Below are 18,791 nucleotides of genomic sequence, written 5' to 3' on the forward strand. Positions count from 1 at the left end.
TGTCTGCCGCTACTCACGCGCGATCAGACGATCGGAATCCTCAACTCCTGACCGGGGAAGATCACATTCGGGTCGCTGATAAAATGCGCGTTTGCCCGTTGGATCACCGACACCTGCCCGGCGTTGCCGTATTGCGATACAGAGATCGCCGTCAGCGTATCTCCGGGCGCGACGGTGTAGTTCCGATACCCGACATATCCCGGCAGAATGCGCGGACCGTAAAAGATCGGGACATGGACGGTCGGAATCCCGCCCTCACCACCGGCGCTGTCATCCTTGACCGTCAGGATCAGACGGTCGAGTTGGAAATTCGGATTGTCAGGGACATCCAGCGTGGCCTGAAATTGGCGAAGCGCAATTGCCCCAGCCGTCGCGGCTCCATTGAATTCCACATGACCTTCTGTGACCGAGATGGAGAGGTGTCCTTCAAAGCCAACGGCGTTGCCTGCGATCATGATTGTCTGGCCGACGATGTCGAAGGGTTGGGGCTGAAGTATTTCAATATTCATCAATGAACTCCTTCGCAATGGATAGGGAATCATACCCCGAACAGGTTCCCGCACAAAATCAGACCGGTGGAAAATAGCCCATCACGCGCCTCGGCTGACGTTCTGTTCAGTCAGCAGGGGCGCGGGCATTCTAAAGTCTGTTTAGTAGGTCAGGCGTAGGCCAGGCGTCCGCAGGCAGCCCCAATCGTTTCTGCTCGGCCTGCACTGCTGCTCGGGTTCCAGCCCCAAGAATCCCGTCGATTTTGCCGACGTCATAGCCACGCGCCTGCAGTTTGCTCTGCAATTGCTTCATCTGTGCGCCGTTCAGGCCCGCGGCTGGATTGCCCGCGTCATATATCTGTGCACCCTCTAGCCGTGTTCCGAAATAGGCGGCGGTCAAGACGTAGACAAAGCTTTGGTTCCATTCGAAATAGACGTCGAAATTCGGGTAGGCGAGAAAGGCCGGCCCCTTGTGGCCCTGCGGCAGGATCAGTGAGGCAGGCAGGTTGGCCAACGAACCGCTGCGGGCCTGAAGACCCATCGCTTGCCAGTCAGAGACGGAACGCGGTTTGCCCGGCCCTGACAGAGACCAATCCATTTGCGCGGGTACTGTCACCTCTTGCAGCCAGGGTTGGCCCGGTTGCCAACCCAGATGGGACAACATCTTGCCGCCTGACATCAGCGCATCCGCGGCCGAGGTTTTCAGCGAGACCTTGCCGTCCCCATCTCCGTCCACGCCGTTTTCCAGAATATCGCGGGGCAGCATCTGGACCATTCCGATTTCTCCGGCCCAGGCGCCAGTCGTGCGGGCGGGGTCGAAATTGCCCTGACTGTACAGCTCCAGCGCGGCGAAGATTTGGGGTCGGAACAGCTCGGGGCGGCGGCAGTCATGGGCCAGCGTGACCAGCGCGTTGCGGGTGTTGAAATCGCCCTGAAACGCGCCGTAGTCCGTCTCGAACGCCCAGAAGGCCAGCAGGACCCCGCGTGAGATACCATATTCGCTCTCGATCCGGTCGAAGACCGCGTCGTATTTCTGGGACATGGCCTTGCCCCGGTCGATCCGGTTGGCCGAGATCAGGCGGCGTGAAAAGTCGATGAACGGTTTCTGGAATACACCCTGCGCGCGGTCGGCTCTCAGAACCGCATTGTCCTGTTGGACGCCCTTGAAGAAGGCGTTGACGGTCGGTTTGTCGAACCCCTGTTGGACGGCCTCGGCCTTCAGCCCTTTGACGAAGGAATTAAATCCTCCGCCGCATTGCGCAAAGGCGGGCGAGGTCATCAGGGCGGCGGCGAAGAGGCTGGACAGAAAGCGCATGGGGCGTCCTTTAGAAGATCACGTTGATCCCAACCCACACTGAGACGAGGCCAAGCGCAAGCCCCCAGACACGCCAGAGCATGTCGCATGCGCGGAAAACCTCTTCCGCGCAGATCTGACGGCGCGCATCGCCATTGACCCAAGCCAGGTCGCGCAACTCTCCGTCATAGCTGCGCGGCCCGGCCAGTGCGACGTCGAGCGCGCGGGCCATGGCGGCCTCGGGCCAGCCTGCATTGGGCGAGATATGGCGGTGGGCATCCTGCAGGATATCGTGCCAACGCGCCCATTGACCTGAAAGCGCCACGATCATCAAGCAGGTCAGGCGCGCAGGGATAAGATTTAGCAGGTCGTCGAACCGGGCCGAGGCCCATCCAAAGTCGCGGTGTTTCTCGGTGCGATAACCGATCATGCTGTCAGCGGTATTCACAGCCTTGTAGACCAGCAACCCTGGCAGGCCCGCCACCAGAAACCAGAAAGCGGGCGCGATAACGCCGTCGCTGAGGTTCTCTGCCGCGCTTTCGATCGCGGACCGGGCGACCTGTTCCTCGGTCATGTCGCTTGTGTCGCGTGAGACGATCATGGCCACCTGCGCCCGCCCGTCAGCAAGCGAGGCGTGTAGCCCTTCGCCGACAGCGCGGACATGGGTCACAAGCGACTTCTGTGCCAACAGGATCGCACAGACCAGAATCTCAACAACTGCGCCCAGCTGTGCCAGTACCCAGCCGATACCAAGGGCGCCCACGACCAGCAGGATCAGCGTGCAGACACCCTTGGCGCGCCGCGCCGCACCATGGTTCAGCCGGTTGTCCAGCCATCCAATGGCATTGCCGATCACCACCGCAGGGTGCCGGATGCGGGACCAGAGCCAGTCCGGCTCGCCCAACGCCGCGTCCAGACACATGGCGCAGACCAACAGAAAGGGGATGCTCAAAGCGCGGCCTCCAGCCGATCCCACCCGTGTGCAGGAGGGAGGCCGAGGCGCAGAAAACGTTCGGAGTAGGGGAAGATGCGGCTCCAGATATGTGCCTGCGCCAAACGGTCTTGCCAGAGGGCTGCATCATCGACCTCGTAGAGGCGGAACAGGTTTGTGCCTCCGACCAGTTGCGCGCCTTTTCCAACTAGTAGAGCGTCCAGCTGGTTGCTCTCGGCTTCGAGCCGTGCGCGGGTCTCATTGGCCCAGCCGACGTCCTGCAAGGCTTGCGTCCCGACCCGCAGCGCAGGCCCCGACACGGCCCACGGCCCGGTCAGGTCGTTCAGTCTGGCAATCAGTTCCGTTGCACCGATGGCAAAGCCCAGCCGCATCCCGGCCAGCCCCCAGAACTTACCAAAGCTTTTCAGAACGATCACGCCGGGCTGTCCGGCCAGATGGATCAGTGACGCACCGGGCGTCACGTCACAAAAGCTTTCGTCGATGATGGTCAAAGGCTCGGTGGCGTCGCTGGCCTGCCACGCCCGGCCGTCCGGGTTGTTCGGATGCACAATCACACGCGCATCAGCAGGGCCGGTTTCCTGCACCGACCAGCCTTGAGCACGAAAGGCAGCGGCATGTTCGTTATATGTGGGCATCGTGATCTGCACTCGGCCTTGCGCTGCCAGTGCGGGAATGCGCGCGATCAGAGCCGAGGCTCCGGGCGCGGGCAGGATCGCCGCCTCCGCCGGGACATTCCAGAATTGGCGGGCGGCTGTGCTGAGCCGCTCGAACGCGCCATGATCGGGCAGTTCGGTCCAATCCGAGGGGTGCAGCCCTGCGATCGGGTAGGGATGCGGGTTGATGCCGGTGGACAGGTCGATCCAATCGCTACGCGCGCCGCCATATTGCGCGATGGCCCCGTCCAGACCGCCACCATGGTCGCGTTTCGCACGAGGATTCAATTCGGTATCGTTCATCCCAACGCATGCCCCAAATGTCGTATTCGCCCCGCTTCAAGCGGATTTTCGCCGTTTTGACAAGCAAATCCGCGTGATCAGGGCGGCCAGCGGGCAGAGTTAACACTTTGTTAAGGAAATGACGTGATCACGGGACTTGGGGGTCGGCACCACTCACCACACCAAGTGCCGAGGTTGTAGTATGAAAGTTTTGATTGTTGAGAGTAACCCCGATCTGGGTCGGGTCTGGAAAAGGCATCTTGAACGGCAAGGTGCCGAAGTGACGCTTGTGGCCGGGCAAGAGGCCGCGATACTGGCGCTCTATGGCTCTGAGTTCGAAATTATTGTGCTGGATCTGGTTCTGGAAACCGGCAGCGCGCTGGCCGTGGCCGATTTCGCCAGCTACCGCCGCCCTGAGGCGCGGGTGATTTTTGTCACCAACACCACCTTCTTCTCGGACGGGTCGATCTTTGCCCACAGTCCCAATGCCTGCGCCTATGTGCAAAGCGGCACCCCGCCCGAGGATCTGGCGGCGATGGTGGAACACTACGCAGCGGGGCGCTGATTCCGTCCGTGCGGTTCAAGATAGTCAAGCGTCGGGTTCACCGGGATGATCCGATGCGGATTGATGCTGTCGTGACTGTAGTGATAGTGCCGCACGATATGGTTCATGTTCACGGTCTGCGCGACGCCGGTCCATTGATATAGCTCACGCGTATAGGCCCAGAGGTTGGGGTAGTCGATCAGCCGGCGTTTGTTGCACTTGAAGTGCAGGTGATAGACCGGATCGAACCGGATCAGCGTTGTGAACAAACGCCAGTCAGCCTCGGTCACGCGGTCGCCCATCAGGTATCGGTTCCGGGCCAGCCGGTCCTCGAGCCAATCCAGCGTCTCGAACAGTGGGTGGACGGCGGCGTCATATGCCTCTTGCGAGGTGGCAAAGCCGGATTTGTAGACACCATTATTGACGTCCGAATAGATCCGCGCGTTGACCTCTTCGATCTCGTCCCGCATCACCTCGGGCCAGTAGTCATCGCGGTTGCCCGTGATCTCGTTGAAGGCCGAGTTGAACATGCGGATGATTTCCGAGCTTTCGTTCGAGACGATCGTCTCCTGCTGTTTGTCCCACAGGATCGGCACCGTAACCCGACCGGAATAGGCGGGGTCGGCCATAGTGTAGATCTGATGGGCATAGTCCAGGCCGTAAAGATCATCTCCGGTCGCGCCGTGATCATCGGTTTCAAAACTCCAGCCTTTGTCCAACATGTCTGGATGCACCACCGAAACTGAGATCAGATCGCTTAGCCCTTTGAGTTCCCGAAAGATCAGCGTCCGATGGGCCCAGGGACAGGCATGACTGACATAGAGGTGATAGCGCCCCGGTTCGGCCTTGAAGCTACCTTTGCCGGACGCGCCAGCGCTGCCATCAGCCGTCAGCCAATTGCGGAATTGAGCGGCGCTGCGCTTGAATGCGCCGCCGGTGGATTTGGTGTCATACCAGGTGTCGTGCCAGGTTCCGTCGACCAACAGGCCCATGTTGCGTCCTCCGTATCTGAATTTCGGCAAAGATAGGGCGCAGAACCCGGCCTTCCTATGGCAGCCCGCGCGCATCCAGCCTGCACCTGCGCACATCACCGGCTTGAGATGTGGGCGCAACATCTGCGTGCGCTGTGATGTTATGTGGTCGGCTTCACTGGATTTTTACAGTTTTGCCTCCACAATAAGAGATATCGAAGGGGGGAAATTTGATGAGTACCTATGTTTCCAAGGAAATGAGCGCTGAGTTGGAGGCCGCGCGAATCGCCACTTTGAAAAAGACCAGCCGTTTGCGGGTGGAAATGGGCGACAATTACTTCAAAATTCTTAGATTGTGGAAGAATGGCTTTACAGTCGAGGCCGAGACCACGCCGCGTTTGCGCGGGTTAGTCGATATCCATGACGGCGCGAACCATTTATATCAATGCCTGATCGTCGCGGACGAGGAAGAGGCAGGCGAAATGCGTTATGAGTTCAAGCGCAACACCGCTGCTTCCGACAAGGCGCCGCTGGATTTCTACCGAGCGCCAGATGCTCCGATTGCCTTGCTGGGGCACGAGGACTAAAGCGTTTTGCATTTTGCCTGAGGCTAGACCATCGAAATGCGTGTGCGACCGTCGGGAATGTCCGCGTGTTTCGATTCAAACCAAACGCAAAGCGACCTAGGGTCGAATTTCAACGGTCGTTCCGGTCGGAGTCAGGCTCCAAAGCTGGGCCATCTCGTCATTGGACAAAGCGATACAGCCAAGCGTCCAGTCTCCGGGCAGGATGAGGCCGACAACGCCATTTGGTTGCCCGTGAATGAAGATCCCGCCGCCGGGGTCGATGCCCCGCTGCTGTGCGCGTGCGATGTCATCGGGTTGAGGGTAGTCGATCCCAAGTGACAGGTGGAACGCACTGTTCGGGTTGCGCCGGTCGATGGTGAACACCCCGACGGGCGTCTTACCGTCGCCTTCCTGCTCCTTGTCCCCTTCCGGTGCGAACCCCAACGCAATCTCGCTCTGCAGTACGATGGCGCCATCCAAGGTCGCGGTCAGACGACGGGCAGATTTTTCGATCAGAATGTGGTCGATCTGCGCGGCGTCGGGCGCCATTGCAGGCGCGGGAGGGCGCGGCCCGTATCTCTGCCAGCCGATCCAGCCAAGGGCCGCGATCAGAAAGACCAGCGTGATCCGGGCCAACAGGCGCATCCGCTATTGCAGATCCCCAAACGCCTGTTTCAGCCGCGCGCAGGCCTCTTCGACGCGGGCGTGTTGGGTGGCAAGGTTGAAGCGTTCGAAAGTCTCGCCGCCCGCACCAAACCCGGGGCCTGACGAGGTCGCGATGCGCGCATCCTTGCGTAGGCGTCGAACAAACTCATCATGGCTCATCCCGGTGCCCGAGAAATCGACCCAAGCCAGATAGGTTGCCTGTAGGGGCATCGACCAAAGGCCGGGAATCTCGGCGATCGTGGCGTCAAACAGCTGGCGGTTTCCATTCAGATGCGCGACCTGAGCATCCACCCACTCCGCCCCTTCGGGCGTGTAGGCGGCGGTGATCATGGCCACGCCAAGGGCGCTTGGTTCATAGTCCAACGTGTCCAGCCGGTGGCGCATCGCCGCGCGCAGTTTCGGATCGGGGATGATCATGTTGCCGGTGCGCTGGCCCGCAATGTTGAACGTCTTCGACGCTGCCGTAAGTGTCACGGTCCAAGGCCGCGCCTCGGGTGCTGCGACATCCATCGGGACGAACTTCGCTCCCGGGTAAACCAGATCATGATGGATCTCATCCGAGACCAGAATCAGCCCGTTGCGCCCGGCGAATTCAGCCACCGAGCGCAGCTCCTCAGTCGTCCATACCCGGCCCGACGGGTTTTGCGGCGAACACCACAGCAGCAGCTTTTCCGACCCGTCCAAGCGCGATTGCGCGTCGTCCAGATCAATCGCGTAGCTATCGCCCTCGCGCACCAGCGGGCATTCGACCACGCGGCGTCCGGATTTGTTCACCTTATGGGCAAACTCATGGTAAACGGGCGTGAAGATCACAGCGCCATCGCCCGGTTCGCTCCAGACATCCAGACAGAGAGCGATTGCATTGCCCAAACCCTGCGAGGTCAGCACCCATTCGGTGTCGATTTGCCAGTCATGGCGGTTTTGCATCCACCACTGAACCGAAGCCAGATATTCGGGGTGTTTCCACGAATAGCCAAAGACCCCATGTTCAGCGGCGCGGCGCACCGCATCAATCACGCAAGGCGCGGTCTGATAGTCGGAATCAGCCGTCCACATCGCCAGCCCATCATCGGGGGATACGCCGTAGAGTTGCTCCATCTTGTCCCATTTTGAACTGTGGGTGCCGCGGCGGTCGGTTGGGGTATTGAAAGTCATGTCTGCTCCATCTGTCGAGGCGAAAGCTAACTACAAATCGGACGGGTGCAAGGGGGGCGTTGCGGCGACGGGCGGGATGCCCTAAATCAGCCTCATGAAACGCACTATTCTGATCCATCCCGATCCTCGCCTGAAAAAGGTCTGCGCCCCGGTTGCCGATCTGACAGATGATCTGCGCAAGCTGGCCGATGACATGCTTGAGACCATGTATGACGCACCCGGCATTGGTCTGGCCGCGCCGCAGATCGGTGTGTTGGATCGCCTGATCGTTCTCGATTGCGTCAAGGAAGAAGGCGAGGCCCCCCGGCCGCTGGTCATGTTCAACCCCGAGATCATAGCCTCGTCGGATGAGACCAATGTCTACGAGGAAGGCTGCCTGTCGATCCCGGATCAATATGCCGAGGTTACGCGCCCGAAGGTCGTCGACGTGGCCTGGATGGACCAGAATGGCAACGCGCAGCAGGAGACCTTTGATGGGCTCTGGGCCACCTGCGTGCAGCATGAGATCGACCACTTGGATGGCAAGCTTTTCATCGACTACCTCAAGCCGCTGAAACGGCAGATGATCACGCGCAAGATGCAAAAGCTCAAGCGCGAGAAGGCCCGCACATGACCGTCCGCGCCTGCCTGCCATGGCCGGACAAACGCCTGCGGACCAAGGCCGAGCATGTGCCTGAGATCACTGATGAGATCCGGGCCATATGGGACGATATGATCGACACGATGGAGGCGATGCCCGGTGTTGGCCTCGCCGCGCCCCAGATCGGGGTGATGCTGCGTCTAGCCGTTGTCGATGGCTCGGCCGAGCGCGGTCGGGTGGCACGACTTGCGAACCCGGAAATCCTGCACAGCTCGATCGAGTTACGCGAACATGATGAGGCCAGCCCGAATCTGCCGGGCGTATCGGCCAAGGTAAAGCGCCCTCGGGCCGTGACCGTCAAATTCCTGAACGAACAGGGCATCATTGACCGCCGCGATTTCGTGGGGATCGAGGCCACCAGCGTGCAGCACCAGATCGACCATCTGAACGGCCGGATGTATTTCGACCGTCTCAGCAAAGTCAAACGCGACATGCTGCTGCGCAAAGCCAAGAAACAGGGGTAGGTCGGGCTTCAGACCGGCACCCGGAAATCGTACCGGAGCGGAAGATGCGACTTATTTTCATGGGCACGCCCGATTTTTCGGTCCCTGTATTGGACGCTCTGGTCGATGCGGGGCATGAGATCGCCGCCGTCTATTGCCAGCCCCCGCGCCCCGCTGGTCGGGGTAAGAAGGACCGCCCGACGCCTGTCCATGCGCGGGCCGAGGCGCTGGGGCTTGAGGTCCGCCACCCAGTCTCGCTGAAATCGCCCGAGGAACAGGACGCGTTTGCCGCTTTGAACGCGGATGTGGCGGTGGTCGTCGCCTATGGCCTGCTTCTTCCGCAAGCCATTCTGGACGCACCCGCACAGGGTTGTCTGAACATCCATGCGAGCCTGTTGCCGCGCTGGCGCGGAGCCGCGCCGATCCATCGCGCGATCATGTCGGGCGACGTGGAAACCGGCATCTGCATCATGCAGATGGAGGCCGGTCTGGACACGGGCCCCGTCCTGATGCGTCAGGCCACGCCGATTGAACCTGAGGAAACCACCGCGCTGCTACACGACCGGCTCTCGACAATGGGGGCCGCGTTGATCACTGACGCGCTGGCTCAACTGCCGGACCTCACCCCCCAGCCACAACCCGAAGAGGGCGTCACCTACGCATCAAAGATCGACAAATCCGAGGCGCGGATCGACTGGTCCCGACCCGCCGTTGAGGTCGACCGCCAGATCCGGGGCCTGTCGCCCTTTCCCGGAGCGTGGACCGAGATGGAAGGCGCGCGCCTCAAGCTGCTTTCCTCGCGCGTGGCCGAGGGGCAGGGCACTCCGGGAGAGGTCCTGACACCCGAATTGCATGTCGCCTGCGGGCAGGGCGCGGTTGAACTGTTGCGCTTGCAACGGGCAGGCAAAGGCGCGCAGGATAGGGAAACCTTTCTGCGGGGTTGGCCCATCCCGGTCGGCACCCGCCTGACGTCGGAGTAGAGACAGATGTTCATGGTCCTGATGGGCACCGTCGTGATTGCCGGTATAGTTGGCTACCTGTCCGAGAAGACGGAATTCACCCATAACGGTTACCTGCAGTCCATCATCATCTGTGTTGGCGGCGCGTTCCTGTTCTACTTTGTCCGCATCATGTTCGGCATCAGCTTTGGTCCGCCTGGGCTGGACGCGGTTCTATCCTCAATCGGTGCGCTAATCATCGTGCCGACCCATTGGAGGCGATGACATGCCCGTTGTCGCCCTGATCGTGATCGGAGCCGCTGCAGGGTTCCTTGCCACCCGCCTGATGCGGATCGAGGCCGATATTCCCACCACCATGCTGATCGGTATTGTTGGCGCTCTGGTCGGCGGGTTCCTGTTGCGTATGCTGATCACAGTTTCCGGTTGGTTGTCCGGTTTTGTGGGGGCCGTGCTGGGCGCGTTGCTGGTGATCTGGATCTGGCAGAGTTTAAAGCGCCGTTAAGGCTTGACCTTTCCCTTGGGTCGCCGCCTGATCAAGTCGAGTTTTCAAGCAGGTGACCCATGTCTTATGATCTGAACGCTGGTGATGTTGCCCTCATGGGCATTCCACTGGATTTGCATTCCTCGTTTCTGCAGGGTCCTGCCTTTGCACCCGGGCGCATTCGCGAGGCTTTGCATTCCGGTGCGGCCAATCTGACGGCCGAGGATGGCACCGATCTGGGGGCTACGGATAGGTTCAAAGATACCGGTGATCTGGATGTGTTCGAGATGCGCGGGCAAGAGCCGATCGACCGGATCGAGGCCGGTGCTGCCGCACGTATCGAAACCGGTGCGCGGCTGTTGTCTCTGGGCGGTGATCACTCGGTCGCTTTCCCGCTGATCAAGGCCCATGCCGAGCGGTATGAGGGGCTGAACATCCTGCATATCGACTCGCATCCCGACCTGTATGACACGCAGGATATTGGCCCGCTGGGCCATGGCTGCCCTTTCGCGCGGGTGATGGAGACCGGCAAGATCAAACGTCTGGTGCAGGTCGGCATCCGCACCATGAACAAGCACCAACAGGAGCAGGCGGACAAGTTCGGGGTCGAGGTGATCGATATGCGCAATTGGCGTCCCGATCTGGAGATCAACTTTGACGGGCCGGTCTACCTGTCGCTGGATCTGGATGCGCTGGACCCGGCCTTTGCACCGGGTGTGTCACATCACGAACCCGGTGGGCTCAGCACGCGTGAGGTGATTGACCTGATCCATCGGTTCGAGGGTCAGTTGGTCGGCGCAGATATTGTCGAACTTAACCCCCATCGCGATCCCTATGGGATGACCGCAATGGTGGCCGCAAAATTCGTCAAAGAGATCGGTGCGCGGCTTTTATCGCGCTGAGCTCAGCGCGCGTCGCAGGTCGCAGTTGACCCCAGCCGCGCCACGCGCGTGGTGGCCATGTCGTAGCTGTTGGCCTCGGCGGCTGTCATCCAGTGCATTTCGTCTTCCGAGGCGACCTCTAGCGTGTACCAATAGAAATCTTCGGACACGCCGATATCGTCATAATAGTCCAGATATCGGTCGTGTTCGGGGTCGTCCTCGGGCAGTTCGGTAGCGATGATGCCCCCTCCGCCCCAGCTATGAACGCCGACGCAGGCGCCGGGCTGCAAGGTACGCCTGTTGCCCGCCAGAAAAAGGTCTGTCCCACCCGAGGCGACCATGCCGTCCGACGGTACAATCGTGTCAAAACCCCGGTTGCGCACCTCGCGCGAGAAGATCACGTTGGCATCGTCATCCACCGATCCTTCGATGTTTTGCAGGACAAGTGTTTTGATCTGCGGGTTGTCGGCGGCCACCGCACGAAAGGCACCAAGGGTGGTGTGGTCGATGGCTCCGGTGACGACGATCTGATCGCCCTGGGCCACGAATCGCGTCGGGCTATAGGGTTCCGCGCAAGAGGCGAGCCATAGCGCACTGGCGGCGAACAAGAACAGGACGGGTTTCACGAGTGGGCCTTCGGTTTGTTTCGGGCGGTACACGCCCTATTGGCGCGGCGGGCGGGCTTTGTAGACAGGAAGCCTCCAGCCAAGGATAAGCGATCCGGCGCGTAAGGCCCAGCAGGTCGCTGCACATAGCGCCAGAGCGGGAAGGCCCTCGAGCCCAAGCCGTGTCGCGACCACTGCCGTTAAGGCACCGGCAAACGCTGCTGAAACGTAAAGTTCTCCCTGTTTCAGCACCAGGGGGACCTCATTGCAGACCACATCGCGCATCAATCCGCCCAGACATCCGGTGGTGACGCCCATCAGCACCACGATGATGCCGGATTGATCCAGCGAAAGTGCTGCTCCGGTTCCCGCAGCAACGGCAATGGACAAAGCGAAACTGTCCAGCCAGATCAGCCAGCTATAGCGGCTTTCGACCAGATGCGCGGTGAAGAACACAAGAACGGCGGCCCCGACCGCAATCAGGATGTAGTCCGGCTGGCCGACCCAGAAGACAGGATGGCGATTCAGCAGGAGGTCACGCACGGTGCCACCTCCGACCGCAGTCAGGCAAGCGATGAAGGCGAACCCGACCAGATCAAGCTGCGCCCGGCTGGCCACGAGCGCCCCGGTCAGCGCAAAGACCAGAACCGAGGCATAGTCCAGCAGGGCAAGCGCGCTCACTCCTGCGCCTTTGCGGGTTTGAACGGGGCCATGCCCGCGCGGGCCAGCTCATCTGCTTTTTCGTTTTCGGGATGGCCCGCATGGCCTTTGACCCATTCCCATGTCACGTCGTGTCGACCCTGCGCCTCGTCCAACCGCTGCCAAAGGTCGACATTCCTGACGGGTTTCTTGTTTGAGGTTTTCCAACCGTTCCGCTTCCATCCGAAAATCCACCCCGTCACGCCGTTCTTCACATAGGCGCTGTCGGTCACAACGGTGATTTTGGATGCGCGCTCCAGCGCCTCAAGCGCGTTGATGGCGGCCAGCAGTTCCATCCGATTGTTGGTGGTCTCGGCCTCACCGCCCTTGAGCTCCCGTTCTTTCAGGACCGTATCCCCCTGCATTGCGCGCAGCAGCACGCCCCAGCCACCGGGGCCGGGATTGCCGGAACAGGCGCCATCGGTATAGGCAAATAGCTCAGGCATGGGCGGCAAGCCCAATCCAGTCCGAGACCGAGCCATCCAGCCCGGTGCCGCTGCCAAGTCGTCGTGCGGTGACGGTAAAGCCCGCCTTTTGAAGATAGGTTTTCAAGTCTTCCTCGGAATAGTAGCTGTAGAAACGCCCCAAACGATCCGGCCCTTCACCCTGTCCCAGCTTCATGGCGATATAGAAGACGCCCTTGGGTTTCAACGCCTGGTGAATGGCGGCCAAATGGTTCGGGAAATCCGCGCGTTTGGCGTGTAGAAGGCTGAAATTGGCCCAGATGCCGTCATAGGTGCCCTTGGCCTTTAGGTCCGAGAACGCCGCTTGGCGGGCGGAAACGCCAGGATAGGCCGAGGCCAGCCGGACCATCTCGGCCGAGGCATCCATGGCCTCAACCTGTAGCCCCGCCTGCGCCATGATCACCGCCGAGGCACCGGGGCCGCAGCCCAAATCCAACACCTTTCCGCCTGTTGGTACCGCCTGAATGAAACGGGTCAGTTGCGGGTCCTCGGTGTTGGCCTCATCGGTCAGGTCGGCATAGCACGCGGCCTGTTCGTCGTAGACTGAGATCGTCTCGCGATCGCTCATAGGTATACCCCGACAGCCAAGCATAACAGCACGATTGCCGTCAGCAGGATACGCAATCGCATCCACCAGCGTGGCGCGAGACCCCAATACCAGAACAGGGCGTCCAGCACCAAAAGCCCGGTAAAGCCGATCATCAGATTGGTGCCCGCGCTGATCGGCCCGCCACCTGTCATGAAGAAGGCCCAAAGGGCGGGAAGGACCGACAGGGTATAGCCCACAGTCGCCTTGCTGCCCGAGGTCTTGGTGGCAAAGCCCCACAATACACCGGACATGAAGCTCAGGATAACCGAGCCATAGAACAGCTGGATGTAAGGCCCCACGAAATGAGAGCCTAGCTCTCGCGTGCCAAGATCGTGCAGGTCCGAGTTCAGATAGGTCAGCGCCCCCCAAATGAACGGGATCAGCCCCGCCAACCCCAGATAGAGCGCGGATTTGGGGACGCCGTTCATGCCGGTTGCCTCAACACGCGGGGGACTTTGAATTCTACGTTTTCGACGGCGGTTTCCACGAGGTCGACGGTTACGTCGTAGTGATCGCTGAACGCGTCGATGACTTCATTCACCAGTACCTCAGGGGCTGAGGCCCCGGCAGTGATGGCAATGCTCGAAATTCCCTCAAGCGCGCGCCAGTCAATATCGGAGGCACGTTGCACCAACTGCGCATAGTTGCATCCAGCGCGCGAGGCGACCTCGACCAATCGCCGTGAGTTGGACGAGTTCGGAGCGCCCACCACCAGCAGCGCATCCGCTTTCGGCGCTACGGCTTTCACGGCCTCTTGCCGGTTGGTTGTGGCGTAGCAGATGTCTTCCTTGTGCGGGCCGACGATCTTGGGGAACCGCTCTTCAAGCGCTGCGATGATATCCTTGGTGTCATCAACCGACAGGGTGGTCTGGGTGACAAAGGCCAGCTGATCCGGGTCTCGGACCTGAACGGTGGCGACATCTTCGACGGTTTCGACCAGCAGCACCTCGCCTTCGGGCAGCTGTCCAATGGTGCCGATGGTCTCGGGGTGGCCTTTGTGGCCGATCATGATCATCTGTAGGCCATTGTCCGAGTGGCGCTGCGCCTCAACATGGACCTTCGATACCAGAGGGCAGGTGGCATCGACATAGATCATCTCGCGCCGGTCAGCGGTGGCAGGTACGGATTTTGGGACCCCATGAGCCGAGAAGATCACCGGCCGGTCATCTGGGCATTCATCCAGTTCCTCGACAAACACGGCCCCCTTGGCGCGCAGCCCGTCGACCACGAATTTGTTGTGGACGATCTCGTGCCGGACATAGACCGGCGCGCCCCATTTCTGCAGCGCCATCTCGACGATCTTTATGGCGCGGTCCACGCCCGCGCAGAACCCGCGCGGCGCGGCAAGGTACAAAGTCAATGGCGGCTTGGTCATGTCGCTGTCTCCTTGCGCCACAGGTAGGTCTTTTCACGGCCTTGGTCCAGACAGGGCGGCGTCATTGATCTGACATGAATCACTGATAGCCGTTAGGTGTTTCAGTACCAAACCTTAGTTAAAGAAGCGCGGCCAGGGTTTCATACCCTGACCGCGCTAATCTCATCCCCAATTGTGACGCCGTCGGCTAGTGCCCGCCGGCGGCAGCAACACTGCGTGGTTCGGTCGGCATTTCCCGAGGCGGGCGGCCGATCACGTCGCGCAGGTCTTCCAGTTCAATGAAGTTGTCGGCCTGGCGGCGCAGCTCGTCCGAGATCATCGGCGGCTGGCTGCGGATGGTCGACACGACCGAAACACGTACGCCCTGACGTTGCAGGCTGGCAATCAGCGGGCGGAAATCCCCATCGCCCGAGAACAGTACGATATGATCAACGCGTGGTGCCAGTTCCATAGCATCGACGGTGAGTTCGATATCCATGTTGCCCTTTACCTTCCGACGCCCCATGCTGTCGGTGTATTCCTTGGCCGGTTTGGTCACCATGGTGAAGCCATTGTAGTGCAGCCAGTCGACCAGTGGTCGGATCGGAGAGTACTCGTCATTCTCCAGCAGCGCTGTGTAGTAGAAAGCACGCAGAAGCTTACCGCGGCGCATGAATTCCTGCCGCAGAAGCTTGTAGTCGATGTCGAAGCCAAGTGCTTTTGCGGCGGCATAAAGATTCGAGCCGTCGATGAACAGCGCTAGCCGTTCGTCTTTATAAAACATAAATAGGTCCTTCCGGTATAATCCAGCCCGCTGCGCGTTTAAGAGTGAGTGGTGTAAAATTAAGCGTGCTGGTGTGCCTATAATTAGGGCTTTTAATGCGCATCGCAAGTATGCATTTGGCCGAATATGGGGGTATTAATGGGCAAAACCACGTCAAATGCAGTTGTTGCGATGGGCGCAAATCTCAATCTGAGCGGATTAGGGCCCAAGGTGACACTTCGCAACGCAATAACAGCGCTTGCGGACCGTGGCGTGGTGATTCGCGCCGAAAGCCGGTTTTTTGAAACCCCATGTTTCCCTCCGGGTGCGGGCCCGGACTACGTCAATGCTGCCCTTCTGGTCGAGACCGACCTTCCGCCTGCGCCTCTGCTGGAGGTCTTGCACGAGGTCGAACATAAGTTCGGTCGCGAACGGGTGCAGCGCTGGGGGATGCGGACGCTAGACCTGGATCTGGTGGCCTACGAGGATCAGTTACTGCCCGATCCTGCCACCTTCGATCGTTGGCTGACCCTGCCAGCAGATGCGCAGCGTCAAGAGGCCCCCGAGCAGCTGATTTTGCCCCATCCCCGACTGCAGGACCGGGCGTTTGTGCTTGTGCCCATGGCCGACGTGGCCCCGGATTGGCGCCATCCAGTTCTGGGTCAGACCGTCCAGCAGATGCTCGAGGCGCTGCCAGCGGAAGACATCGCCGCGGTCACACCTTTGTAGATTGGTGGATTTGCGCTATTTCCTGCTTGTCAAGGCGCTCAATCGGTCTTAGATACAACGCTTCCTGATATGGACTCAGCAACGGAGTAGCGTTCCATGGCCCGCGTGACGGTTGAAGACTGCGTAGACAAGGTTCCCAACCGGTTTGAACTGGTGATGCTTGCCGCCCATCGTGCGCGTGAGATTTCCGCCGGTGGACCGATCACTGTGGACCGTGACAACGACAAGAACCCCGTTGTCTCGCTGCGTGAAATCGCCGACGAAACCCAGAGCGCGGATGAGCTGCGCGAGCGTTTGATCGAGGCCAACCAGACCCAGATCGAGGTTGATGAGCCGGAAGAAGATCAGATGGCTCTGCTGATGGGCGCCGAATCGGACAAGCCTGCCGAAGATGACATGTCGGAAGAAAAACTCCTGCGCGCCCTGATGGAGGCTCAAGGGCAGGGGTAAGCCCTCAAAACGAAGGTGCGGACCGGATGATTTCTGCTGACGACCTGATTGCGCTGGTCCGCAATTATAACCCAAAGACAAACGCTGAACGCATCGCCAAGGCCTATGAATTCGGCCAGCAGATGCACGAAGGGCAGTTCCGCCATTCCGGTGAGCCCTATTTTACCCATCCCGTTGCCGTTGCCGCCATCCTGACCGAACAGCGTTTGGATGATGCGACCATTATCACGGCGCTGTTGCATGACACGATCGAAGACACCAAAGCCAGCTATGGCAAAGTGGCGGAGCTGTTCGGGGATGAGGTCGCCAAACTTGTCGATGGCGTCACCAAACTGACCAACCTGCAACTCTCAAGCCGCGAAACCAAACAGGCCGAGAATTTCCGCAAGCTGTTCATGGCCATGTCCAAGGACCTTCGGGTGATCTTGGTCAAGCTGGCCGACCGGCTGCACAACATGCGCACGATCAAGGCGATGCGCCCCGAAAAGCAGATCGTCAAAGCACGCGAGACGATGGATATCTACGCGCCGCTTGCAGGCCGGATGGGGATGCAGTGGATGCGCGAGGAGCTGGAGGACCTCGCCTTCCGTGTGCTGAACCCCGAAGGACGTCAGTCGATCATCCGCCGCTTCATCACACTGCAGCGCGAAACTGGAGACGTGATCCACCGGATCACCGGCGACATGCGTCATGAGTTGGAGAAAGCGGGCATCGAGGCCGAAGTCTTCGGTCGGGCTAAGAAACCCTATTCAATCTGGCGCAAGATGCAGGAAAAGGATCAGGGCTTCTCGCGCCTGTCTGATATCTACGGCTTCCGCATCATCACCGAAACTGAGGAAGACTGCTACCGCACCCTTGGCGCGATCCACCAGCGCTGGCGCGCGGTGCCCGGCAGGTTTAAGGACTATATTTCTCAGCCTAAATCGAACGGCTACCGCTCGATCCACACCACTGTTTCGGGTCGTGACGGCAAACGGGTCGAAGTTCAGATCCGTACGCGCCAGATGCATGATGTGGCCGAAACCGGTGTGGCCGCACATTGGTCTTATCGCGACGGTGTCCGGACCGAGAACCCATTTGCGGTCGACCCCGCCAAGTGGATTTCGAACCTGACCGAGCAATTCGACAATGAGGAAGATCACGAAGACTTCCTCGAAGCCGTCAAGCTTGAGATGTACTCGGACCAGGTGTTCTGCTTCACGCCGAAAGGCGATGTCGTGAAGCTACCGCGCGGGGCGACGCCGATTGATTTTGCCTACGCCATCCACACCCGTATTGGGCACGCATGTGTCGGGGCAAAGGTCGACGCGATCCGCGTGCCGCTCTGGACCCGGCTGAAGAACGGGCAGTCGGTCGATATCATCACCGCCGATGGCCAGACCCCTCAGGTCACTTGGCTTGAGATCGCGGTCACCGGCAAAGCCCGCACCGCGATCCGCCGTGCCCTGCGCGAGGTTGACCGCGAACGGTTCATCAAACTTGGCAAAGAGCTTGCGCGTTCCGGTTTTGAACATGTGGGTCGCAAATCCACAGACAAGGCGCTGGATACAGCCGCCAAGCACCTGCGTCTGAAAGACCGGCATGAGCTGCTGGCACGTTTGGGCAGTGCCGAACTGACAGCCCATGATGTGGTCAGCGCCGTTTATCCGGAACTGACACAGGACGACGGCGATGCGATCCCGCTGCGGCGCGCCGTGATTGGTCTTGAACCAGGTCAGAAATTCGACCGCGCCCCCTGCTGTCAGCCCCTTCCGGGCGAGCGGATTGTCGGCATCACGCATCGGGGCAAGGGCGTTGAGGTTCACGCAATCGACTGCAACCGCCTGGGCGCATACGAGAATGAGCCCGAGCGGTGGGTCGATCTTCACTGGCATTCCGGCACCCACCCGGCGGTCTATGGCGCGACACTTGACCTCACCATCGGCAACGATGCGGGCGTACTGGGGCGTATTTGCACATTGATCGGCGAGAAAAAGGCCAATATCTCGAACCTTGAGTTCGTAGACCGCAAACCGGATTTTTACCGACTGCTGATCAATGTCGAACTGCGAGACCTTGAACAATTGCATTCGCTGATGCTGATGCTCGAGGCAGAAAGTGACGTGGCCGCTGTCGAACGGTACCGAGAGCGTGAAAATGCCGCCCTGCCGGCTGGTTGAGATG

General features: G+C 60.1%; 25 protein-coding genes. 11 read left to right on the plus strand and 14 right to left on the minus strand.

The window, feature by feature from the left end; translation table 11 throughout:
* Window positions 1–23 precede the first annotated feature (23 nt).
* The 4 genes from ACP15L_RS20715 to cobD all read right to left on the minus strand — a co-directional run bounded on the left by ACP15L_RS20715 (window position 24) and on the right by cobD (window position 3,690).
* Window positions 24–509 (minus strand): LysM peptidoglycan-binding domain-containing protein, encoded by a 486-nt coding sequence (locus tag ACP15L_RS20715; protein WP_170380471.1) that lies wholly within the window; start codon window positions 507–509, stop codon window positions 24–26.
* Between the two features lie 130 nt (window positions 510–639).
* Complete coding sequence (locus ACP15L_RS20720; RefSeq protein WP_425085619.1) at window positions 640–1,803, minus strand: lytic murein transglycosylase; 1,164 nt, start codon at window positions 1,801–1,803, stop codon at window positions 640–642.
* Between the two features lie 10 nt (window positions 1,804–1,813).
* Complete coding sequence (cbiB, locus tag ACP15L_RS20725; RefSeq protein WP_425085620.1) at window positions 1,814–2,734, minus strand: adenosylcobinamide-phosphate synthase CbiB; 921 nt, start codon at window positions 2,732–2,734, stop codon at window positions 1,814–1,816.
* A complete protein-coding gene (cobD, locus tag ACP15L_RS20730; RefSeq protein WP_425085621.1) occupies window positions 2,731–3,690 on the minus strand; it encodes a threonine-phosphate decarboxylase CobD in 960 nt (319 codons plus the stop codon). Before cobD ends, cbiB begins: the two co-directional genes overlap by 4 nt.
* Before the next feature lie 181 nt (window positions 3,691–3,871).
* On the opposite strand from cobD, the gene ACP15L_RS20735 reads away from it, so the two are divergent.
* Window positions 3,872–4,234: a response regulator transcription factor gene (locus ACP15L_RS20735; protein WP_170556374.1), complete on the plus strand. Its 363-nt coding sequence runs from the start codon at window positions 3,872–3,874 to the stop codon at window positions 4,232–4,234.
* Here the strand turns inward: ACP15L_RS20735 and ACP15L_RS20740 are convergent.
* Window positions 4,216–5,205 (minus strand): glutathione S-transferase family protein, encoded by a 990-nt coding sequence (locus ACP15L_RS20740; protein WP_425085622.1) that lies wholly within the window; start codon window positions 5,203–5,205, stop codon window positions 4,216–4,218. The genes ACP15L_RS20735 and ACP15L_RS20740 overlap by 19 nt on opposite strands.
* Window positions 5,206–5,417: 212 nt before the next feature.
* Between ACP15L_RS20740 and ACP15L_RS20745 the strand changes: the two genes are divergently transcribed.
* The gene (locus tag ACP15L_RS20745; RefSeq protein WP_170380466.1) at window positions 5,418–5,771 is read left to right on the plus strand and encodes a hypothetical protein; all 354 of its coding nucleotides are present in this window, start codon (window positions 5,418–5,420) and stop codon (window positions 5,769–5,771) included.
* Window positions 5,772–5,867: 96 nt separating this feature from the next.
* Here ACP15L_RS20745 and ACP15L_RS20750 read toward each other — a convergent pair whose 3' ends face one another.
* Together ACP15L_RS20750 and ACP15L_RS20755 are read right to left on the minus strand one after the other, a co-directional pair.
* Window positions 5,868–6,395 carry a L,D-transpeptidase family protein gene (locus ACP15L_RS20750; RefSeq protein ID WP_425085623.1) on the minus strand — a complete coding sequence of 176 codons (528 nt, stop codon included), beginning with the start codon at window positions 6,393–6,395 and terminating at the stop codon, window positions 5,868–5,870.
* A 3-nt stretch (window positions 6,396–6,398) separates the two neighbouring features.
* Window positions 6,399–7,571: a PatB family C-S lyase gene (locus ACP15L_RS20755; protein ID WP_170722615.1), complete on the minus strand. Its 1,173-nt coding sequence runs from the start codon at window positions 7,569–7,571 to the stop codon at window positions 6,399–6,401.
* 94 nt (window positions 7,572–7,665) lie between these two features.
* Here ACP15L_RS20755 and def (ACP15L_RS20760) point away from each other — a divergent pair, with 94 nt between their 5' ends.
* The 6 genes from def (ACP15L_RS20760) to speB are packed head-to-tail and all read left to right on the plus strand — an operon-like array spanning window position 7,666 to window position 10,996.
* Window positions 7,666–8,184 (plus strand): peptide deformylase, encoded by a 519-nt coding sequence (gene def / locus ACP15L_RS20760; protein WP_170474170.1) that lies wholly within the window; start codon window positions 7,666–7,668, stop codon window positions 8,182–8,184.
* On the plus strand, window positions 8,181–8,675 hold the full coding sequence (gene def, locus ACP15L_RS20765; protein WP_425085624.1) for a peptide deformylase: 495 nt from the start codon (window positions 8,181–8,183) through the stop codon (window positions 8,673–8,675). Before def (ACP15L_RS20760) ends, def (ACP15L_RS20765) begins: the two co-directional genes overlap by 4 nt.
* A 44-nt stretch (window positions 8,676–8,719) precedes the next feature.
* Window positions 8,720–9,634 carry a methionyl-tRNA formyltransferase gene (gene fmt / locus ACP15L_RS20770; RefSeq protein WP_425085625.1) on the plus strand — a complete coding sequence of 305 codons (915 nt, stop codon included), beginning with the start codon at window positions 8,720–8,722 and terminating at the stop codon, window positions 9,632–9,634.
* Window positions 9,635–9,640: 6 nt separating this feature from the next.
* Window positions 9,641–9,877, plus strand: a complete 237-nt coding sequence (locus ACP15L_RS20775) for a hypothetical protein (protein ID WP_170380460.1) — start codon at window positions 9,641–9,643, stop codon at window positions 9,875–9,877.
* 1 nt (window position 9,878) lies between these two features.
* Entirely contained in the window at window positions 9,879–10,115 is a 237-nt protein-coding gene (locus tag ACP15L_RS20780) for a GlsB/YeaQ/YmgE family stress response membrane protein (protein ID WP_170474162.1), read from the plus strand.
* A 59-nt stretch (window positions 10,116–10,174) separates the two neighbouring features.
* Entirely contained in the window at window positions 10,175–10,996 is an 822-nt protein-coding gene (speB, locus tag ACP15L_RS20785) for an agmatinase (protein ID WP_425085626.1), read from the plus strand.
* A 2-nt stretch (window positions 10,997–10,998) separates the two neighbouring features.
* On the opposite strand, the gene ACP15L_RS20790 is transcribed toward speB, so the two are convergent.
* The 7 genes from ACP15L_RS20790 to ACP15L_RS20820 form a co-directional block, all read right to left on the minus strand.
* Window positions 10,999–11,601: an alpha/beta hydrolase gene (locus tag ACP15L_RS20790; RefSeq protein ID WP_425085627.1), complete on the minus strand. Its 603-nt coding sequence runs from the start codon at window positions 11,599–11,601 to the stop codon at window positions 10,999–11,001.
* A 36-nt stretch (window positions 11,602–11,637) separates the two neighbouring features.
* Window positions 11,638–12,261: a trimeric intracellular cation channel family protein gene (locus ACP15L_RS20795; protein ID WP_425085628.1), complete on the minus strand. Its 624-nt coding sequence runs from the start codon at window positions 12,259–12,261 to the stop codon at window positions 11,638–11,640.
* Entirely contained in the window at window positions 12,258–12,725 is a 468-nt protein-coding gene (gene rnhA / locus ACP15L_RS20800) for a ribonuclease HI (protein ID WP_425085629.1), read from the minus strand. The genes ACP15L_RS20795 and rnhA overlap by 4 nt, the downstream gene beginning before the upstream one ends.
* Window positions 12,718–13,311, minus strand: a complete 594-nt coding sequence (locus ACP15L_RS20805) for a methyltransferase domain-containing protein (RefSeq protein WP_425085630.1) — start codon at window positions 13,309–13,311, stop codon at window positions 12,718–12,720. Before ACP15L_RS20805 ends, rnhA begins: the two co-directional genes overlap by 8 nt.
* Window positions 13,308–13,760 (minus strand): DUF3429 domain-containing protein, encoded by a 453-nt coding sequence (locus tag ACP15L_RS20810; protein ID WP_425085631.1) that lies wholly within the window; start codon window positions 13,758–13,760, stop codon window positions 13,308–13,310. Before ACP15L_RS20810 ends, ACP15L_RS20805 begins: the two co-directional genes overlap by 4 nt.
* Entirely contained in the window at window positions 13,757–14,707 is a 951-nt protein-coding gene (gene ispH / locus ACP15L_RS20815) for a 4-hydroxy-3-methylbut-2-enyl diphosphate reductase (RefSeq protein ID WP_425085632.1), read from the minus strand. Before ispH ends, ACP15L_RS20810 begins: the two co-directional genes overlap by 4 nt.
* Before the next feature lie 187 nt (window positions 14,708–14,894).
* Window positions 14,895–15,470, minus strand: coding sequence for an NYN domain-containing protein (locus ACP15L_RS20820; protein ID WP_039541714.1), 576 nt, complete (start codon window positions 15,468–15,470; stop codon window positions 14,895–14,897).
* Between the two features lie 138 nt (window positions 15,471–15,608).
* Here ACP15L_RS20820 and folK point away from each other — a divergent pair, with 138 nt between their 5' ends.
* The 3 genes from folK (at window position 15,609) to ACP15L_RS20835 (ending at window position 18,787) form a co-directional block, all read left to right on the plus strand.
* Window positions 15,609–16,178, plus strand: a complete 570-nt coding sequence (folK, locus tag ACP15L_RS20825; RefSeq protein WP_425085633.1) for a 2-amino-4-hydroxy-6-hydroxymethyldihydropteridine diphosphokinase — start codon at window positions 15,609–15,611, stop codon at window positions 16,176–16,178.
* A gap of 96 nt (window positions 16,179–16,274) precedes the next feature.
* A complete protein-coding gene (rpoZ, locus tag ACP15L_RS20830) occupies window positions 16,275–16,628 on the plus strand; it encodes a DNA-directed RNA polymerase subunit omega (RefSeq protein ID WP_170380450.1) in 354 nt (117 codons plus the stop codon).
* Window positions 16,629–16,654: 26 nt separating this feature from the next.
* Window positions 16,655–18,787, plus strand: a complete 2,133-nt coding sequence (locus ACP15L_RS20835) for a RelA/SpoT family protein (protein WP_170556386.1) — start codon at window positions 16,655–16,657, stop codon at window positions 18,785–18,787.
* Window positions 18,788–18,791: the final 4 nt, after the last annotated feature.

This window comes from Ruegeria profundi, from assembly GCF_049800715.1.
Classification (GTDB): Bacteria; Pseudomonadota; Alphaproteobacteria; order Rhodobacterales; family Rhodobacteraceae; genus Ruegeria; species Ruegeria profundi_A.

What these genes read in the sequence shown, in the direction of transcription:
- ACP15L_RS20715 (WP_170380471.1), bottom strand. Translation starts at nt 509, where the DNA reads ATGAATATTGAAATACTTCAGCCCCAACCCTTCGACATCGTCGGCCAG.
- ACP15L_RS20720 (WP_425085619.1), bottom strand. Translation starts at nt 1,803, where the DNA reads ATGCGCTTTCTGTCCAGCCTCTTCGCCGCCGCCCTGATGACCTCGCCC.
- cobD (WP_425085621.1), bottom strand. Translation starts at nt 3,690, where the DNA reads ATGAACGATACCGAATTGAATCCTCGTGCGAAACGCGACCATGGTGGC.
- ACP15L_RS20735 (WP_170556374.1), top strand. Translation starts at nt 3,872, where the DNA reads ATGAAAGTTTTGATTGTTGAGAGTAACCCCGATCTGGGTCGGGTCTGG.
- ACP15L_RS20740 (WP_425085622.1), bottom strand. Translation starts at nt 5,205, where the DNA reads ATGGGCCTGTTGGTCGACGGAACCTGGCACGACACCTGGTATGACACC.
- ACP15L_RS20745 (WP_170380466.1), top strand. Translation starts at nt 5,418, where the DNA reads ATGAGTACCTATGTTTCCAAGGAAATGAGCGCTGAGTTGGAGGCCGCG.
- ACP15L_RS20750 (WP_425085623.1), bottom strand. Translation starts at nt 6,395, where the DNA reads ATGCGCCTGTTGGCCCGGATCACGCTGGTCTTTCTGATCGCGGCCCTT.
- ACP15L_RS20755 (WP_170722615.1), bottom strand. Translation starts at nt 7,571, where the DNA reads ATGACTTTCAATACCCCAACCGACCGCCGCGGCACCCACAGTTCAAAA.
- def (WP_170474170.1), top strand. Translation starts at nt 7,666, where the DNA reads ATGAAACGCACTATTCTGATCCATCCCGATCCTCGCCTGAAAAAGGTC.
- def (WP_425085624.1), top strand. Translation starts at nt 8,181, where the DNA reads ATGACCGTCCGCGCCTGCCTGCCATGGCCGGACAAACGCCTGCGGACC.
- fmt (WP_425085625.1), top strand. Translation starts at nt 8,720, where the DNA reads ATGCGACTTATTTTCATGGGCACGCCCGATTTTTCGGTCCCTGTATTG.
- ACP15L_RS20775 (WP_170380460.1), top strand. Translation starts at nt 9,641, where the DNA reads ATGTTCATGGTCCTGATGGGCACCGTCGTGATTGCCGGTATAGTTGGC.
- ACP15L_RS20780 (WP_170474162.1), top strand. Translation starts at nt 9,879, where the DNA reads ATGCCCGTTGTCGCCCTGATCGTGATCGGAGCCGCTGCAGGGTTCCTT.
- speB (WP_425085626.1), top strand. Translation starts at nt 10,175, where the DNA reads ATGTCTTATGATCTGAACGCTGGTGATGTTGCCCTCATGGGCATTCCA.
- rnhA (WP_425085629.1), bottom strand. Translation starts at nt 12,725, where the DNA reads ATGCCTGAGCTATTTGCCTATACCGATGGCGCCTGTTCCGGCAATCCC.
- ACP15L_RS20805 (WP_425085630.1), bottom strand. Translation starts at nt 13,311, where the DNA reads ATGAGCGATCGCGAGACGATCTCAGTCTACGACGAACAGGCCGCGTGC.
- ACP15L_RS20810 (WP_425085631.1), bottom strand. Translation starts at nt 13,760, where the DNA reads ATGAACGGCGTCCCCAAATCCGCGCTCTATCTGGGGTTGGCGGGGCTG.
- ispH (WP_425085632.1), bottom strand. Translation starts at nt 14,707, where the DNA reads ATGACCAAGCCGCCATTGACTTTGTACCTTGCCGCGCCGCGCGGGTTC.
- ACP15L_RS20820 (WP_039541714.1), bottom strand. Translation starts at nt 15,470, where the DNA reads ATGTTTTATAAAGACGAACGGCTAGCGCTGTTCATCGACGGCTCGAAT.
- folK (WP_425085633.1), top strand. Translation starts at nt 15,609, where the DNA reads ATGGGCAAAACCACGTCAAATGCAGTTGTTGCGATGGGCGCAAATCTC.
- rpoZ (WP_170380450.1), top strand. Translation starts at nt 16,275, where the DNA reads ATGGCCCGCGTGACGGTTGAAGACTGCGTAGACAAGGTTCCCAACCGG.
- ACP15L_RS20835 (WP_170556386.1), top strand. Translation starts at nt 16,655, where the DNA reads ATGATTTCTGCTGACGACCTGATTGCGCTGGTCCGCAATTATAACCCA.